22 protein-coding genes are annotated in these 15,994 nt (G+C 54.2%); 7 read left to right on the top strand and 15 right to left on the bottom strand.

Features of this window, described 5'->3' with window-relative positions; all coding sequences use genetic code 11:
* Positions 1-45 precede the first annotated feature (45 nt).
* From rpsQ to rpsJ, 11 genes are read right to left on the bottom strand one after another with little or no spacing between them, the layout of a single operon-like run.
* Positions 46-354 carry a 30S ribosomal protein S17 gene (gene rpsQ, locus A5774_RS10360; RefSeq protein WP_021353223.1) on the bottom strand — a complete coding sequence of 103 codons (309 nt, stop codon included), beginning with the start codon at positions 352-354 and terminating at the stop codon, positions 46-48.
* Positions 355-356: 2 nt separating this feature from the next.
* The gene (gene rpmC, locus A5774_RS10355) at positions 357-587 is read right to left on the bottom strand and encodes a 50S ribosomal protein L29 (protein WP_021353222.1); all 231 of its coding nucleotides are present in this window, start codon (positions 585-587) and stop codon (positions 357-359) included.
* Complete coding sequence (gene rplP, locus A5774_RS10350; RefSeq protein ID WP_064834701.1) at positions 587-1,003, bottom strand: 50S ribosomal protein L16; 417 nt, start codon at positions 1,001-1,003, stop codon at positions 587-589. The genes rpmC and rplP overlap by 1 nt, the downstream gene beginning before the upstream one ends.
* Positions 1,004-1,006: 3 nt before the next feature.
* Positions 1,007-1,744, bottom strand: a complete 738-nt coding sequence (gene rpsC, locus A5774_RS10345) for a 30S ribosomal protein S3 (RefSeq protein ID WP_021353220.1) — start codon at positions 1,742-1,744, stop codon at positions 1,007-1,009.
* On the bottom strand, positions 1,745-2,107 hold the full coding sequence (gene rplV, locus A5774_RS10340) for a 50S ribosomal protein L22 (protein WP_021353219.1): 363 nt from the start codon (positions 2,105-2,107) through the stop codon (positions 1,745-1,747). It abuts the gene before it with no gap.
* 3 nt (positions 2,108-2,110) lie between these two features.
* Positions 2,111-2,386, bottom strand: coding sequence for a 30S ribosomal protein S19 (gene rpsS, locus A5774_RS10335; RefSeq protein ID WP_018121303.1), 276 nt, complete (start codon positions 2,384-2,386; stop codon positions 2,111-2,113).
* 16 nt (positions 2,387-2,402) lie between these two features.
* Positions 2,403-3,239, bottom strand: a complete 837-nt coding sequence (gene rplB / locus A5774_RS10330) for a 50S ribosomal protein L2 (RefSeq protein WP_021353218.1) — start codon at positions 3,237-3,239, stop codon at positions 2,403-2,405.
* Between the two features lie 24 nt (positions 3,240-3,263).
* On the bottom strand, positions 3,264-3,566 hold the full coding sequence (gene rplW / locus A5774_RS10325) for a 50S ribosomal protein L23 (protein WP_021353217.1): 303 nt from the start codon (positions 3,564-3,566) through the stop codon (positions 3,264-3,266).
* A gap of 1 nt (position 3,567) precedes the next feature.
* Complete coding sequence (gene rplD, locus A5774_RS10320) at positions 3,568-4,227, bottom strand: 50S ribosomal protein L4 (protein ID WP_021353216.1); 660 nt, start codon at positions 4,225-4,227, stop codon at positions 3,568-3,570.
* A 2-nt stretch (positions 4,228-4,229) separates the two neighbouring features.
* Positions 4,230-4,880, bottom strand: a complete 651-nt coding sequence (gene rplC, locus A5774_RS10315) for a 50S ribosomal protein L3 (protein ID WP_021353215.1) — start codon at positions 4,878-4,880, stop codon at positions 4,230-4,232.
* Between the two features lie 54 nt (positions 4,881-4,934).
* Positions 4,935-5,240, bottom strand: coding sequence for a 30S ribosomal protein S10 (rpsJ, locus tag A5774_RS10310; protein ID WP_018121308.1), 306 nt, complete (start codon positions 5,238-5,240; stop codon positions 4,935-4,937).
* Positions 5,241-5,999: 759 nt separating this feature from the next.
* Here rpsJ and A5774_RS10305 point away from each other — a divergent pair.
* The 7 genes from A5774_RS10305 (at position 6,000) to A5774_RS11800 (ending at position 10,025) form a co-directional block, all read left to right on the top strand.
* Positions 6,000-6,476 (top strand): Asp23/Gls24 family envelope stress response protein, encoded by a 477-nt coding sequence (locus A5774_RS10305; protein ID WP_064834700.1) that lies wholly within the window; start codon positions 6,000-6,002, stop codon positions 6,474-6,476.
* Positions 6,477-6,478: 2 nt separating this feature from the next.
* Positions 6,479-6,820 carry a hypothetical protein gene (locus A5774_RS10300; protein WP_064834699.1) on the top strand — a complete coding sequence of 114 codons (342 nt, stop codon included), beginning with the start codon at positions 6,479-6,481 and terminating at the stop codon, positions 6,818-6,820.
* Positions 6,821-6,840: 20 nt separating this feature from the next.
* Positions 6,841-7,029 carry a hypothetical protein gene (locus tag A5774_RS10295; RefSeq protein WP_021352949.1) on the top strand — a complete coding sequence of 63 codons (189 nt, stop codon included), beginning with the start codon at positions 6,841-6,843 and terminating at the stop codon, positions 7,027-7,029.
* Complete coding sequence (locus A5774_RS10290; protein ID WP_064834698.1) at positions 7,029-8,420, top strand: Asp23/Gls24 family envelope stress response protein; 1,392 nt, start codon at positions 7,029-7,031, stop codon at positions 8,418-8,420. Before A5774_RS10295 ends, A5774_RS10290 begins: the two co-directional genes overlap by 1 nt.
* Positions 8,413-8,970, top strand: coding sequence for a DUF6286 domain-containing protein (locus A5774_RS10285; RefSeq protein WP_064834697.1), 558 nt, complete (start codon positions 8,413-8,415; stop codon positions 8,968-8,970). The genes A5774_RS10290 and A5774_RS10285 overlap by 8 nt, the downstream gene beginning before the upstream one ends.
* Complete coding sequence (gene amaP, locus A5774_RS10280) at positions 8,967-9,530, top strand: alkaline shock response membrane anchor protein AmaP (RefSeq protein ID WP_021352946.1); 564 nt, start codon at positions 8,967-8,969, stop codon at positions 9,528-9,530. The genes A5774_RS10285 and amaP overlap by 4 nt, the downstream gene beginning before the upstream one ends.
* Before the next feature lie 204 nt (positions 9,531-9,734).
* On the top strand, positions 9,735-10,025 hold the full coding sequence (locus A5774_RS11800) for a hypothetical protein (RefSeq protein WP_064834696.1): 291 nt from the start codon (positions 9,735-9,737) through the stop codon (positions 10,023-10,025).
* A 978-nt stretch (positions 10,026-11,003) separates the two neighbouring features.
* Here A5774_RS11800 and tuf read toward each other — a convergent pair.
* The 4 genes from tuf to rpsL form a co-directional block, all read right to left on the bottom strand.
* Positions 11,004-12,194: an elongation factor Tu gene (gene tuf / locus A5774_RS10270; protein WP_021352944.1), complete on the bottom strand. Its 1,191-nt coding sequence runs from the start codon at positions 12,192-12,194 to the stop codon at positions 11,004-11,006.
* 481 nt (positions 12,195-12,675) lie between these two features.
* Positions 12,676-14,808 carry an elongation factor G gene (gene fusA, locus A5774_RS10265; protein WP_064834695.1) on the bottom strand — a complete coding sequence of 711 codons (2,133 nt, stop codon included), beginning with the start codon at positions 14,806-14,808 and terminating at the stop codon, positions 12,676-12,678.
* Between the two features lie 298 nt (positions 14,809-15,106).
* Positions 15,107-15,574 carry a 30S ribosomal protein S7 gene (gene rpsG / locus A5774_RS10260; protein ID WP_021352942.1) on the bottom strand — a complete coding sequence of 156 codons (468 nt, stop codon included), beginning with the start codon at positions 15,572-15,574 and terminating at the stop codon, positions 15,107-15,109.
* A gap of 6 nt (positions 15,575-15,580) precedes the next feature.
* Positions 15,581-15,949 (bottom strand): 30S ribosomal protein S12, encoded by a 369-nt coding sequence (gene rpsL, locus A5774_RS10255; RefSeq protein ID WP_018121319.1) that lies wholly within the window; start codon positions 15,947-15,949, stop codon positions 15,581-15,583.
* Between the last annotated feature and the right edge of the window lie 45 nt (positions 15,950-15,994).

Genomic DNA, 15,994 nt, shown 5'->3' with positions numbered 1-15,994 from the left:
AACGAGTGTCGCCGTCGACAGGTATAAGTTCTGTCCGTTGTTGGACTACTTAGCCTTTTCGACGATCTCTGCGAGACGGTAGTGCTTGTCTTTCGACAGCGGACGGGTCTCGACGATGCGGACGCGGTCACCAATGCCGGCGATCTCGTCTTCGTCGTGAGCCTTAACCTTGCTGTTCGAGCGCATAATCTTGCCGTACAGCGCGTGCTGCTTACGGTCTTCGAGCTCGACGACAATGGTCTTTTGCATTTTGTCAGATACGACGTAGCCGATCCGAACCTTGCGGGCGCCCTTTTCCTTTTCTTTCTTCGGGGTAGGGCCCTTGGTGGAATCTGTCACAGTTGCCTCACTCATAGTTATGCCTCAGCTCCTGGAGTTTCGGTCATACCCAACTCACGTTCCCGAAGCACGGTGTAGACGCGGGCAATGTCGCGCTTGACGACGCCGATGCGACGGTTGTTCGTCAGCTGACCGGTTGCCAGTTGGAAACGTAGGTTGAATAGTTCTTCCTTAGCGTCGCTCAGACGCTGCTTGAGCTCTTTTTCGTCGAGCTCGCGGAACTCGGATGCAGGGGTACCGGTTGCCATTAGAGCTGGTCCTCCTTCTTGATGATGCGGACCTTGCATGGCAGCTTTTGGCTGGCACGACGCAGAGCCTCAATAGCGACTGCTTCGTTCGGGTACGACATTTCGAAAAGTACGCGGCCCGGCTTAACGTTGGCTACCCACTTTTCGACAGGTCCCTTACCGGAACCCATACGTACACCGAGTGGCTTTTGCGTCAGTGGACGGTCCGGGAAGATGTTGATCCACACTTTACCTCCACGCTTGACGTGGCGGTTGATGGCGATACGTGCGGACTCGATCTGGCGGTTGGTGACGTAGGCAGGCTCCAGGGCCTGGATTGCGTAGTCACCGAAGTTGATGCGGTTTCCGCCCTTCGAGACACCGCTACGGTTTGGGCGGTGCTGGCGACGGAATTTCACGCGCTTAGGAATAAGCATGCTTTAGTCCTTCTTCTGCTGAGCGCGCTGGCGGCGTTGGCCACCACGGCGAGGACGACGATCGCCCCGGCCACGACGCTCGGATGGTGCGTTCAGTTCGGATTCCCGTACGCCGCCGACGACGTCGCCCTTGTAGATCCACACTTTGATGCCGATGCGGCCAAAGGTGGTGTGGGCTTCGGCGGTTCCGTAGTCAATCTCTGCACGAAGGGTGTGCAGGGGAACACGGCCTTCGTGGTAGCGCTCAACGCGGGACATGTCGGCACCAGCCAGGCGGCCCGAGCACATGACTTTGATGCCCTTGACCTGAGGCTGACGCATCGCGGACTGGATTGCCTTGCGCATAGCACGACGGAAAGCAACGCGGTTCACGAGCTGTTCAGCGATCGACTGGGCAACCAAGGTTGCGTTGGCATCGACCTGCTTAACTTCAAGAATATTTAGCGCGACCATCTTGCCGGTCAGCTTTTCGAGCTCGCGACGAATGCGGTCGGCTTCTGCACCACGGCGGCCAATAACGATGCCTGGGCGGGCAGTGTGGATGTCGACGCGAACGCGATCGCGAGTGCGTTCGATGACCACATCTGCGATACCCGCGCGGTCTAGTCCTTTGGACAAGAAGTTACGGATCTTGATGTCTTCGGCCACGTAGTCTGCGTAGTCTTTTTCAGCAAACCAGTGGGTATTCCAGTTAGCGGTAATTCCCAAACGTAGGCCGTGTGGATGGATCTTGTTACCCATTTACTTGGCACCTTCTTCCTGGCTTTCGACTACCACAGTGATGTGGCTGGTGCGCTTGCGGATCATGAACGCACGACCCTGAGCACGCGGTTGGAAACGACGCATAGTTGGTCCTTCGTTGGCGTATGCCTCGGAGATAACCAATGTGCGAGGATTCAGCCCGAAGTTGTTTTCTGCGTTAGCCGCGGCCGAGGCAACGACCTTTGCAACTGGCTTCGCAGCGGCCTGTGGTGCGTACTTCAGGATGGCTAGAGCCTCAGATACTGACTTTCCGCGCACCAGGTCGATGACGCGACGTGCCTTCATTGGGGTTACACGCACGTACCGAGCAGTGGCGGTTGCGCTAGTGATAACGTCACTCATCGCTTATCGCCTCTTCTTATCTTCTTTGACGTGACCCTTGAAGGTCTTGGTAGGTGCAAATTCGCCGAGTTTGTGTCCGACCATTGAGTCTTCTACGAAGACGGGAACGTGCTTGCGGCCATCGTGCACCGCGAAGGTGTGTCCGATGAAATCCGGCAAAATGGTGGAACGGCGGGACCAGGTCTTGATTACCTGTTTGGTGCCCTTTTCGTTCTGAGCGTCCACCTTGTTGAGGAGGTGCTCATCGACGAACGGGCCTTTCTTTAGGCTGCGTGGCATATCGTTTTACCTCCTCTTAGCGTTTCTTGTTCGGGCGACGACGGCGCACGATCATGTTGTTGGAATAGCGGTTCGGGTTGCGGGTGCGACCTTCCTTCTTGCCCCATGGGGACACAGGGTGACGACCACCGGAAGACTTACCTTCACCACCACCGTGTGGGTGGTCGATCGGGTTCATCACGACACCACGAACGGTTGGACGAACGCCTTTCCAGCGCATACGTCCAGCTTTACCCCAACGGATGTTCATCTGATCAGCGTTGCCTACGGTACCGACAGTAGCGCGACAGCGGATATCCACGCGACGAATTTCCGAAGACGGCATACGGAGGATGGCGTACTTGCCTTCCTTACCCAGCAACTGAATGGAGGAACCAGCGGAGCGTGCAAGTTTGGCGCCCGCACCTGGCTTCAGTTCAACTGCGTGAATCGTGGTACCGGTTGGAATGTTCCGCAAAGGTAGGTTGTTACCTACCTTGATGTCGGCGTCAGGGCCGGATTCAACGATGGTGTGCTGCTTCAAGCCTTTAGGGGCGATGATGTAGCGCTTTTCACCGTCGGCGTAGTGCAACAACGCGATGTTCGCGGTGCGGTTTGGATCGTACTCAATGTGCGCAACCTTGGCCTGGATGCCATCTTTGTCGTTGCGACGGAAGTCGATCAGACGGTAGCGGCGCTTGTGACCGCCACCAATGTGCCGAGCGGTGATGTGTCCGTGTACGTTACGACCACCGGTTTTGTGCAGTGGACGCAACAGTGACTTTTCCGGGGTGGAACGGGTCAGTTCCTCGAATTCGGAAACGGAGCTCGCGCGGCGACCCGGAGTTGTCGGCTTGTATTTACGAATAGCCATAATTCTTCCTTACCTTCCGAAGTCTTAGGCGTTAGCGCCGAAGATATCGATGGAGTCGCTGCCCTCGCGAAGAGTTACGTAGGCGCGCTTGGTTGCCTTCCGACGCCCGAAACCGGTGCGAGTACGCTTGCGCTTGCCCTCACGGTTCAGAGTGTTGACGGATGCGACCTGCACGCCGAAGATTTCTTCAACGGCATTCTTGATCTGGTTCTTATTGGAGTCCTTGGCGACGTAGAACGTGTAGGTGTTCTGCTCCATAAGGCCATAGGACTTCTCGGAAACAACCGGTGCGATGATGATATCGCGTGGGTTTACGATTTTAGCCATGTTAGTTTTCCTCCCCTGCAACGGCTGCTTCTGCGCCGCGGTTGATGAAGGTATGCAGGGCTGCGGCCGAGAAGACAACGTCATCAGCGTTCAAAACGTCATACGTGTTGAGCTGGCCGGAGTCCAAGATATGAACGTTCGGCAAGTTGTTGGCGCTGCGCTGAGCGTTCAAATCTTCGCGGTTGATTACCAGCAAGATCTTCTTGTTGGATGAAACGCGCTCCAGGAATGCCTTGGCCTTCTTGGTGGAAGGCTCTTGACCTGGAACCAATTCGTCAATGACGTGAATACGACCGTTACGAGCACGATCGGATAGTGCGCCAAAGAGAGCAGCTTTGATCATCTTCTTAGGGGTGCGCTGTGCGTAGTCACGTGGGACTGGACCGTGCACAATGCCACCACCGGTGTAGTGAGGAGCACGAATCGAACCCTGACGAGCACGACCGGTTCCCTTTTGACGGAATGGCTTACGGCCACCACCACGGACTTCTCCGCGGGTCTTTACCTTGTGGGTACCGGCTCGACCGGCAGCAAGCTGAGCGGTAACTACCTGGTGCATGGTGGCAACCGAGGTGGTCACGTCAAAGATTTCTGCTGGTAGGTCAACGGTACCGTTGGTGGAGCCTTCAGCGGTCTGTACATCTAGCGTGAGGTTACTCATGCTTATGCACCACCCTTCACAGCAGTCTTAACGGTGACGACGCCCTTGTTGACACCTGGGATAGCGCCCTTGATGAGCAACAGGTTGGATTCTGCGTCAATCTTTTGGATTTTCAGGTTTTGAGTGGTGACGCGGTCACGACCCATGCGACCGGCCATACGCTTTCCTTTGAAAACGCGACCTGGGGTTGCGGCACCACCGATACCACCGACGCGACGGTGAGCGGCCTGGTTACCGTGTGCAGCACCCTGACCTGCAAAGCCATGGCGTTTCATAGCGCCAGCGTAGCCCTTGCCTTTAGTGATGCCGGTGACGTCAACGAGGTTAACTCCCTCGAAGATGTCGACGGTAACTTCTTGACCGACCTCGTAGGACGAAGTGTCATCCATACGGATTTCAGCTACGTGACGGCGCGGGGTGACACCGGCCTTCTTAAAGTGGCCAGCCTGTGGTTTCGCAGTTTTGCGGGGGTCGATTTCGCCGTACGCAATCTGGATGGCCGAATAGCCGTCTTTTTCTTTTGTGCGGATCTGGGTAACCACGCAAGGACCAGCTTCGACGACGGTAACCGGGACGACCCGGTTGTTCTCGTCAAAGACCTGAGTCATGCCGAGCTTGGTGCCCAGAATGCCCTTGATCTCTTTTTCGCTCATTATTTGTTCTCCACTGACAGTTTTAGACAGTTTTATATAGTGTTCGCTTCGCGATTACTGGATGTTGACATCAACGCTGGCCGGAAGATCGATGCGCATCAATGCGTCAACGGTCTTAGGCGTCGGGTCGAGAATGTCGATCAAGCGCTTGTGTGTGCGCATTTCAAAGTGTTCACGCGAATCGGTGTACTTGTGTGGAGAACCGATAACGGCATAGACGTTCTTTTCAGTCGGCAGCGGCACAGGCCCAACCACGCGGGCGCCGGTGCGGGTGACGGTCTCGACAATCTTTTTTGCCGAGACGTCAATTGCCTCATGATCGTAGGCTTTTAGCCTAATGCGGATTTTTTGTCCCGCCACGATTATCCTCTTCCTCGCTTGCTTTCTGTCGTCTAACGATGAAAGCTCGCTCTTCGATTTCTCTTCAACGTTGTCCGCATCCAGGGCTAGCTGAAGGCAAACAACGCCAGCATTCGGTCTATATTGACACGCACCGGATCCGGCCAGGCACGCAATTCTTGCGCGCACTGAAGCCAAACGTCCCGATGGAACCTGACTGTGTACTGCCGCTGTTTACTTGCTATGCCCCTTCTCCGGCACTACCGCTCGGGATGCCCTGTCTATGACGACGAACCTAGCCCGATTGGCAGCCCTTCTGTGCACATTTGTCGGCCCCTGATGTTTTGAGAGTTTTTTAGGGGCCATGCACGGCGAAGGTGTCATGTTTGCTTAACCACAGCGCATCTTTGACTATTGAGGTAGCGCTCCGGATACCGCATATTGCAGCACCTTGCACTGCGCCAATAGATGGAATACACCCTGTTTAAGCAACCTGGCCATTTAAACACGTCATTCGGAAAAATTCAACCTACCTCTATTTACCCCCACAGCCTCCCCACCTGTATGATCTACAGCACTACGAGACGACGCTAATAAACGTTTTCCGTAGGATTAAATCAGTCAAGGGAAATGGCACACATCAACGTGTGATTTCCAACGCTTGGCAGATTCAAATACACCCCGGGTACCTCCAAATTCTCAACGGCGGTACCGCCACGGCTAGTAAGCCACCGGGGTCTCATTTCTTAACCATGAGACAGCAGAAAGGTAGGCGCCACAATGGCCGACCAAAAACAGAACCAGAACCAATCGTCTGACAACACCCCTGCTCGCAAGGTAAACAGCAACTTGGAAACCGAGCACGGCACCACCACCATCGACGACGGTGTAGTTGGCAAGATTGCTGGCCTGGCTACCCGCGAAGTTTCGGGAGTTGCTGCCCTGGGATCGACTTCTCAACGTGTCATGGGCTCTATCCGCCAAACCTTCGGTAGCGAAGACGTCAAACAAGGCGTTTCTGTCGAAGTAGAAGAAGGCACCGCTTCCGTCGAGGTTGCAATCACCGCAGAATACGGTGTTGCCATCCACGAGCTGGCTGACGCTATCCGTCGTAACGTTATTTCCGCCGTCGAGCGCATGACCGGTTTGAATGTCTCCGGCGTTGATGTCAACGTTCACGACGTCAAGCTTCCTGGTGATGAAGAAGACGAAAACGAAGACGAGCAAACCGCAATCGCTTCTGGCCAGGATCGCTAAAAATGGCCGCAACTCAAGCACCCCAGCTTGAGGTGGCGGATGCGCGATCCATCGCATCCAAAGTTAAAGATGTTCACGGGGTCGCTGGGCTACACGCCGGCCGTTTCGGCGAAGTCGCCCTGCTCTACCCCGGAGAACGCATTTCTGGCCTACGCCGCGTTTCTGGTGCAGGTGAACTACACATCGAAATTCACATCACCGCGGATTTCGCCGCGGGCGTGAATTTACACGATCTCGCATCTGACATCCGCGTTGTTGCTCAGAAAGCCTGCTCCATCGATCTAGGCCGCGTGGACGTGATCTTTTCTGATGCCACCGATAGCTCCACATCTACCCAGCAGTAAGACTTTTGAGGACGGGTTTTATGAACAACATTAGTTACACTTTGATTGGCGCGCTGGTCGGCATCGGTATAATGCTGCTGATCGCTATCACCGGATGGTACTCCCTTTGGGCTATCCCATTTGCACTGATCGGCGCCGCCATCGGCGCTCATTTCGATGGTCGTATCGATCTGACGAACATCTTCTCTTCGGGTAAAGGTCAGGGCTAATGGAAAAGCAGGATAAACCTGCGGCCACCACGGAATCACTTGCGAATTCTTCCCCCAGCGCCGTCGACAAGACCGAGCAGGCTCATAAGGCCGTCAAGTCTTCAGGTTCGTCGCAGGCTGCAGGCGTAACCACATACAAAACCCGCGTCGCCGAACACGTCGTTGAGCGCGCGATTTACCAAGTACCGGGCACCACGGACATCGACGGCGGCTTGTTATCACGCAACTACCCAAGGTTTGATATCCGATTGGATCAAGATCGCCGGGTCGCTTCGGTCGATGCTGTCATCGCCGTGGTTTGGCCATCTCCTGCAGTAAGGGTTGCTGCGGAAGTGCGCAAAGCTATTGCCGAAGCGCTTGACACTTATATTGGGTATGAAGCCACGCGGGTTAATGTCACAATCGGCGAAGCTGTGCCGTCGAAGCAACGAATCAGCCGCGATGACGTCGAGGCTCGCTCCGAATTCACACCACGCGCAATTTCGGTCAATGAACTCGAAGTTGCGCATCCTCGCGTGACCTCAAAAACCGAGACCCTGCGGGAAATTGAAACGGCAGAAGCAGCTCCTTTGCGGGAGATAACGATCTCGGCTGAGTTTGCGGAACTCAATGCAGTTGAGACCCGTGAACTAGCTATCCGCAGAAAAGTAGAAACTCCCTGGCCAAAACCTCTCGGAGTTATCTCTGTGGATGATCCCAAGGAGCTCGTCCCCTTCTTTACACCGGAAGCAAGGCCCCTAGCCGAAATCACGGTGAACGAGTTACCGACTCCGCGAAAGGTGGAGGCACCGAAGTCTCGGGCACCATTTTCGCCTTCAGTACCGGAGCAAAAGAAGTTAAAGACAATCTCGGTTCCGAAAAGAGCCCCACTGCGTGAAATTTCCGTGCCGCAACCGGCTGCTTTACGGTCGGTTACCGTTGGTGAAATGCCAAGCGTTTCGGTACAAGCACCCAAACCTCAGCCACTGCGCGAAGTGGTTTCGCCGCAACCGCGGGAACTTATTGACGTCAATACACGGTCATTCGCTCTACGGTCAGTCGAAGTGCCAAGGAAGCGGAAACTTCGCTCGGTTTCAGTGCCGAAACCACGCAAACCACGACCAGTAAACATTCGACGTAAAAAACTGCGAAAAATACGGCCGCCTAAACAACACGCATTGCGTGAAATAAACGTTGCGAGTTGGGGCCAGCCACGCAAGCCCGAGGTCCCCAAGGCCCGTGCTCTTCGCAAAGTACGGACGCCGATGAAACAACAACTGCGTAAGCCTTACGCACCTGCCGATCACCCGTTCCGACCGGTGACCGTTCCGAAACCAGCCCCATTGCGCGCCATCTACCGGAAAGACACAAAGGAAGTACTTCGAGATCTAAGAGGAGGCTCACGTGGCTAAACAAAAGGCTTATCGTGGCCAAGCACCAAAGGCATCACCGATCGCCCGTGGGCTTGCTGTGCTCCTTGGCCTACTTCTACTCGCGGTAGCCGGCGTAATGATCCGGGAAATCTGGTTCGTCTTACCGAATCAAGACCAGCAGAGCTGGATTACACCAATTACGGAGTTCTTTGGACAGAATGAGCTTCCCGAATGGATCGTATGGGTGGGCGCGGGCGCGATCGTGCTCGGAGTGCTGCTCCTGATTGTTGCCTTCAAACCACGTAGACAAACACACCGCATACTAAACAGCAATGCGGCAGTCTGGGTACGTCCCGTGGATCTGGCTCGAGTCAGTTCTGCAACTGCGCAACAATTGCCTGGTGCGCGTTCCGCACATTCCAAGATTTCGCGAAAGAGGTTGCAAGTCATTGTCGAAGGTGATAGCAACGACTCCTCGCTACCCCAGCGCGTAGAGGAAGCGATCAAAACCAAGTTTGCATTCTTGCAACAACAGCCGAAGATCGAGGTTCGGGTCGAGGGTGACAGTTCTCAGGAGGGCGTATCATGAGCAAACTGACCGCATTCATTGACCGCTTCATATTTTTCTTGCTCGCGATTACGCTAATCCTCTTTGGACTCTGGCCAGTGTTAGCGCACTTCGATGTAGAGTTCGCGAAGGAGCTCGCACTCTGGCGCGACCCAGACGCTTGGCGGACATTGCCAGACCAAAATTGGTACGAATACCTGCTCTGGGGCATCCTAGCGGCAACGATTATCATTGGTTTGTGGCTGATCATCATCAACTTACGCCGCCGGACCTTTTCGCAACTTGGTTCTTCAGCTTCCGACGAAAAGGGCGATATTTCTATACACATTAGTCATATCGCACAGGCAGTGGCAGCTCAGTTAGCGACAGACTCCGACGTGACCTCAGCAAAGCAGAAGGTTTCTATCGACCGAAAACGGCCAACCATCGAGTTCACCATTAATGCGCGTCCAGAGGCCGATCTGAACAAGCTCAATGACATGATTGAAACGAGCGAGGCAGATCTTCGTGATGCAATCGAAGATGTTGATATCGATACCGTCTACTTGCTGCACATGGAAAAGGTAAAACCCACCTACTAACGAAGACATCACGGCACGGAAAGGCCGTTAGAGAGCAAAATCTGCGCAAATACATTATTCAGCGCCATCGAATTTGCGAGACTAAAGAGACCGCGTGTGGAAGTCTATTCCCGACACGCGGTCTCTTTTCACCAAATACTAAGACCTGCCATTAGATGAGTGCAGGATTATGATTCGTCGTAGTTAGTGCGTAGGCAACAACGTATGGCAGTTGACAGCATAGACCCTACTGGCACGTTAGTACTCACAGCTGGGGCAACAGAATATGCCGATGCTCTGGTTTCCTTCGCTTGGATCATGGCTGCGGCGTTACTCGCGCCTTTGATGGCCTTCGAGTTCAGTAATCGCATCCCTGCTGTCGCGCTATTATTATTTTTTGGCATGCTTATCGGCCCACCTGTGCTAGACCTTGCAACAGAAGATACGAGCATAGGAATACGTAAAGGGCTAGGCGTTGGCGCTTTTTCTTACTCGCAGGTTACGAAATTGATCTAAAGTCGATGCGTTCCAGCAAACCAAAGCCGCCTTATCAACTTGGGTTATCTGCGCTATCGCTGTGGTGTCGGCGCGTATTTTTCAGTCCGCTGAACTCCCGCAGCAATAATTCACGCGATCCCGGGGATCGGGCGTGCGTTCGTATCTAGCGCCGGATCAACGAACCAAACTATCTTGCGCCCAATCATATTGATTATGGCTATTCTGAGGGCAATAGCTGCAGCTTTCGAATGTCGATATTGCGCCAGGCGCATTTGCCGCTGGAATTATTCTCAGCCGCTCTATTTCTGGTAACCCACGTCCCGCCGGTGTACCTGCGAGAGGTATTCGGCAACACAGGTTCTGGCATCACAAACCCGCGCGAGCGCCTGAGAGTCGAATGTATTTCGCGACCCGCCTGCCAATCATTGTTGTGGTCACCGGCGTGGCAGTCGAATCCAAATTGATGCAGCAACACACGGCATCCATTTTCGTTGCAGGAGGAGCACTAACCGTCGCTATTTCCCCATTCCTAACAAACTTTATTGGGAGCTCACAAAAGCTAAACACAACACAGGACATCGAAACGAACTGGTCCTCACCCCGACGAGTTCGCAATACCTTCTCCCTCGCGTAGCCATCAATACGTGACCACAATTACAGAATCACATCTGTTTTCGATCCGTTGCGAAAAAGCATAAGGTTACGCACTCGCAGCAACCTATTATAGTAAGGGAGTCGCCTGTCAAGGAAGGTAAAGCAGCAATACTCCCTGTGGGATCGTTGCAGCACCAAGGCCACTACTTCATTCGAAGAGCCGGGTAAACCGGGCACGTACAGCCACACCTAATAGACCTGCAACCGGCCACACCTAATAGACCTGCAACATGCAATCTCCCGCACCACGCAAAAAGCCGCTACCGACAATTCGGTAGCGGCGAAAAGCGTCTAGCCTAGTGAACGCCATGGGCGTTGACACTACGCCAACAAGTCAAGGAATTAATCCAGGATCTTGTTAACGACACCAGCACCAACGGTACGGGAACCTTCGCGGATAGCGAAGCGCAGGCCCTCGTCCATAGCGACTGGCTGAATCAATTCGACGGACATGTCGACGTTGTCGCCAGGCATAACCATCTCGGTGCCCTCAGGCAGGGTAACAACACCGGTAACGTCGGTGGTGCGGAAGTAGAACTGAGGACGGTAGTTGTCGAAGAATGGGGTGTGGCGGCCGCCCTCGTCCTTGGAAAGAACGTAGACGGAACCTTCGAACTTCTTGTGGGTGCTGTAGGCACCTGGAGCAACGATAACCTGTCCACGCTCAACGTCTTCACGCTTGGTACCGCGAAGCAGCAGACCAGCGTTGTCGCCGGCCTCGGTGTAGTCCAGCATCTTGCGGAACATTTCGATACCGGTGATGGTGGTCTTCTGGGACTTTTCCTTGATGCCGATGATCTCGACTTCTTCGTTGACCTTCAGGGAACCACGCTCTACACGACCGGTAACAACGGTGCCACGGCCGGTAATGGTGAAGATGTCCTCGATAGGCATCAGGAATGGCTTGTCGGTAGCACGGTCTGGATCAGGGATCGACTCGTCACAAGCATCCATCAGTTCAACGATGGCGTTAACCCACTTCTCTTCGCCTTCCAAGGCGCCGACTGCGGAGATGTGAACGATTGGAGCTTCTTCGTCGAATTCCTGGTCAGCCAGCAATTCGCGGATCTCCATCTCGACGAGCTCGAGGATTTCCTCGTCGTCAACCATGTCGCACTTGTTCAGTGCAACCAGGATGTAAGGAACGCCAACCTGGCGAGCCAGCAGAACGTGCTCGCGGGTCTGTGGCATTGGGCCGTCGGTAGCTGCAACAACCAAGATAGCGCCGTCCATCTGAGCGGCACCAGTGATCATGTTCTTGATGTAGTCAGCGTGGCCTGGGGCGTCCACGTGCGCGTAGTGGCGCTTAGGGGTGGAGTACTCCACGTGGGAGATGTTAATGGTAATACCGCGCTCCTTCTCCTCAGGAGCCTTGTCGATCATGTCGAACGCGAATGCCTGGTTTTCATCAGGATACTTGTCCGACAGAACCTTGGTGATAGCTGCGGTGGTGGTGGTCTTGCCGTGGTCGACGTGTCCGATAGTGCCGATGTTCACATGCGGCTTCGTACGCTCGAACTTCTCCTTTGCCACTGTATGTCCTCCTGGACTTTATCGGTGGCTACGACCTTCGCAGCCACGTGGTTTGTATATTTTGCCTACTAAGTCGTCTACGACTAGGTCGCAGACAAGCGGCAGGCAACGTCTTACAGGTGTGCCCGTTACCTGATCCTAGAATTATGGCACAGATATATCAAACCGTTCATGCATATAAACGGTTTTTAGTAACCATATCAGTCAGATCAACGGCCATCGGGTAACGGCCGGCTCAGCCCATTCTAGCAATGTCCTAAACACGTGAACCGCTCTGTATCAACAGAGCCGAATGGCTTCGCGATTAGGAAAGTTCATAATCTACGATGCGAAAGAACGGAAAGCAATGAGCTCAGCGCGGCCGCAACCCGGTGAGAATTGAGCCGAGCGACCCAATAAACGGTGCCTAACAGAGTTGTTAGTTGCCGAATGTTTGGCGCCCGGACTCAGGTGGGGAGCCATTTCCCCACTTCTTCTCGATTTAGTTTGTGGAACCGCCGGTACGTGCGGCGATAACTTCTTCTGCAACGGATTGTGGAACTTCACCGTAGGAGTCGAAAACCATGGTGTAGTTCGCACGACCTTGGGTACGGGAACGCAGATCGCCAACGTAACCGAACATAGAGGACAGCGGCACGCGGGCCTTAACGACCTTGGCGCCGGAACGGTCATCCATGGATTCGACCTGTCCACGGCGAGCATTGATGTCGCCAATGACGTCACCCATGAATTCTTCAGGCGTAACTACCTCTACGGCCATCAATGGCTCCAGTAGCACAGGCTTAGCCTTAGCTACTGCTTCCTTTAGTACCTGGGAGCCGGCCAGCTTGAAGGCCATCTCCGAAGAGTCAACGTCGTGGTAAGCGCCGTCTTCCAGGGTTGCCTTGATGTTGACGAGCGGGTAGCCAGCCAGGTAGCCATACTGCATGGCGTCCTGGATACCTGCGTCGACTGAAGGGATGTACTCCTTCGGAATACGGCCACCAGTAACCGCGTTCTCGAATTTGTACAGCGGGCTCTCGCCTTCCTCCAGCTCGCTCTCGTCTGGAGCATAAGGCTCGATCGAGACGATAACCTTAGCGAACTGTCCGGAACCACCGGTCTGCTTCTTGTGGGTGTAGTCCAAGGAAGCAACCGACTTACGGATGGTCTCGCGGTAGGCAACCTGTGGGTTACCGATGTTTGCCTCAACCTTGAATTCGCGCTTCATGCGGTCAACCAAGACGTCCAAGTGCAGCTCGCCCATGCCGCCGATAACAGTCTGGCCGGATTCTTCATCCAGCTTAACGGTAAAGGTTGGGTCCTCGTCAGCGAGACGCTGGATAGCGGTCGATAGCTTCTCTTGGTCAGCCTTGGTCTTTGGCTCGATTGCAACCTGGATAACTGGATCCGGGAAGTCCATGGACTCCAGGATGATTGGGGCTTCCTTGGAGCAGATGGTGTCACCGGTGGTGATGTCTTTCAGACCAATAATCGCGTAGATGTTTCCTGCGAGTGCTTCGTCAACAGGGTTTTCCTTGTTGGCGTGCATCTGGAAAATCTTGCCGATTCGCTGCTTCTTATTCTTCGTGGAGTTCAGAACTTCGTTGCCTGGCTCCACACGTCCGGAGTAAACGCGAACGAATGTCAGCTGGCCGAAGAATGGGTGCGCAGCAATCTTAAACGCCAGACCGGAGAACGGTTCTTCAGCCGATGGCTTACGACGCATCTCAACATCTTCGTTGCCCATTTCGTGGCCAATGACTTCGCCAACGTCCATTGGGTTTGGCAAGAAATCAATGACAGCGTCCAGCAATGGCTGGACACCCTTGTTGCGGTACGCAGTACCACAGTAAACCGGGTAGATTTCAGAGTTAACAACCAGCTTACGAATCTGTGCCTTCAACTCATCGATGGAGATTTCCTCGCCACCGAAGTACTTTTCCATGAGTTCTTCATCAGTCTCAGCAACAGCTTCGACCAATTTCTCACGGTATTCTTCGGCCTTTTCTTGCAGGTCTGCAGGAATCTCAGTCAGCTGAGGTTCAGCACCGACTTCGACCTTGCCAGGCCACATATAAGCCTTCATTTGCAGCAGGTCGACGACTCCGTCGAAATCATCCTCAACGCCGATTGGGAGCTGCATAACGAGTGGCTTGGCACCCAAACGATCGATAATGGTCTGCACGGTGTAGTAGAAGTCTGCACCGAGCTTGTCCATCTTGTTCACGAAGCATATACGCGGAACGTCGTACTTCGCAGCCTGACGCCAAACCTGTTCGGACTGCGGTTCAACGCCTTCCTTGCCATCGAAAACAGCTACGGCGCCATCGAGCACACGCAGGGAACGCTCAACCTCGACGGTGAAGTCGACGTGGCCAGGCGTGTCAATGATGTTGACCTGGTTGCCTTCCCAGAAACAGGTAACGGCAGCGGAAGTAATGGTAATACCGCGCTCTTTTTCCTGCTCCATCCAGTCGGTGGTCGAACCACCGTCGTGGGTTTCACCAACCTTGCGGTTAATACCGGTATAGAACAAGATACGCTCGGTGGTGGTGGTTTTACCAGCATCGATGTGGGCCATGATGCCAATATTGCGAACCTTGTTTAGATCCTTAAGCACTTCTTGTGCCACAGTTTTACCCCATCAAAATAGTTGTTGCTGTAAATTTCCGCGCGATAGTCGCGTTAATTGCGATAATGCCACGAAAAGTTTCGTTTGGCAGCCGTTTAGCTATTATCGACGTCCTTTGCACAGTCTTGGCCGAAGCTTTTGTCGCCGATTTTGCATGCGGGCTGCTAAACAAATGACCCGTAATCCTCCAGGTTGGGCTGGCGCATTGCGGGTCAATCTGTCGTGTCCGGACTGCGTTTGCTTCCGTGCCGAGACATAACTCAACGGGAAAAGCTTCGCAGTCTGGTTAAACAGCGAATTACCAGCGGTAGTGGGCGAAAGCGCGGTTGGCTTCAGCCATCTTGTGAGTGTCTTCACGACGCTTGACGGAAGCACCCAAACCGTTGGAGGCATCCAAGATCTCGTTAGCTAGACGCTCGATCATGGTGTTCTCGCGACGTTTACGGGTAAAGGTAACCAGCCAGCGCAGGGCCAGAGTGTTCGCACGGCTTGGGCGTACTTCTACTGGAACCTGGTATGTAGCGCCACCGACACGGCGGGAACGGACCTCGAGGTCTGGACGGATGTTGCCCAGTGCCTTCTCCAAGGTGCCCAACGGGTCAGTTCCGGTTTTTTCCTTGCACTTATCCAGAGCGCCATACACGATGCGTTCAGCGGTAGCTTTCTTACCATCGAGCAGGACCTTGTTGACCAGCTGGGATACCTGCTCCGACTGGTAGATCGGGTCTTTAACAACTGGACGCTTTGGAGCTTGATTCTTACGCATTGTTTATTACCCCTTCTTTGCGCCGTAACGGGAACGAGCCTGCTTACGGTCCTTAACACCCTGGGTGTCAAGAGCGCCACGGACGATCTTGTAACGAATACCTGGAAGGTCCTTTACACGTCCACCACGGACCAGAACCATGGAGTGCTCCTGGAGGTTGTGGCCCTCACCGGGAATGTAGGCCGAAACCTCTACACCAGAGGTCAGACGAACACGAGCGAGCTTACGCAACGCCGAGTTTGGCTTCTTTGGGGTGGTGGTGTAGACGCGGGTGCAGACACCACGACGCTGTGGGGAACCCTTCAGCGCTGCGGTTGCCACCTTCGACTTCTTATCGTGGCGGCCCTTGCGGACCAGCTGTTGAATAGTTGGCATAAACCAGTCTTTCTTGTCGGTTGAGTTTTCTTCACCTTTGTGGCG

It is taken from the genome of Corynebacterium sp. EPI-003-04-2554_SCH2473622 (genome assembly GCF_001665955.1).
Classification (GTDB): Bacteria; Actinomycetota; Actinomycetes; order Mycobacteriales; family Mycobacteriaceae; genus Corynebacterium; species Corynebacterium pseudodiphtheriticum.
Note: the sequence above shows the minus strand (reverse complement) of the source record. Positions and strands in the feature narration are given on the sequence as shown.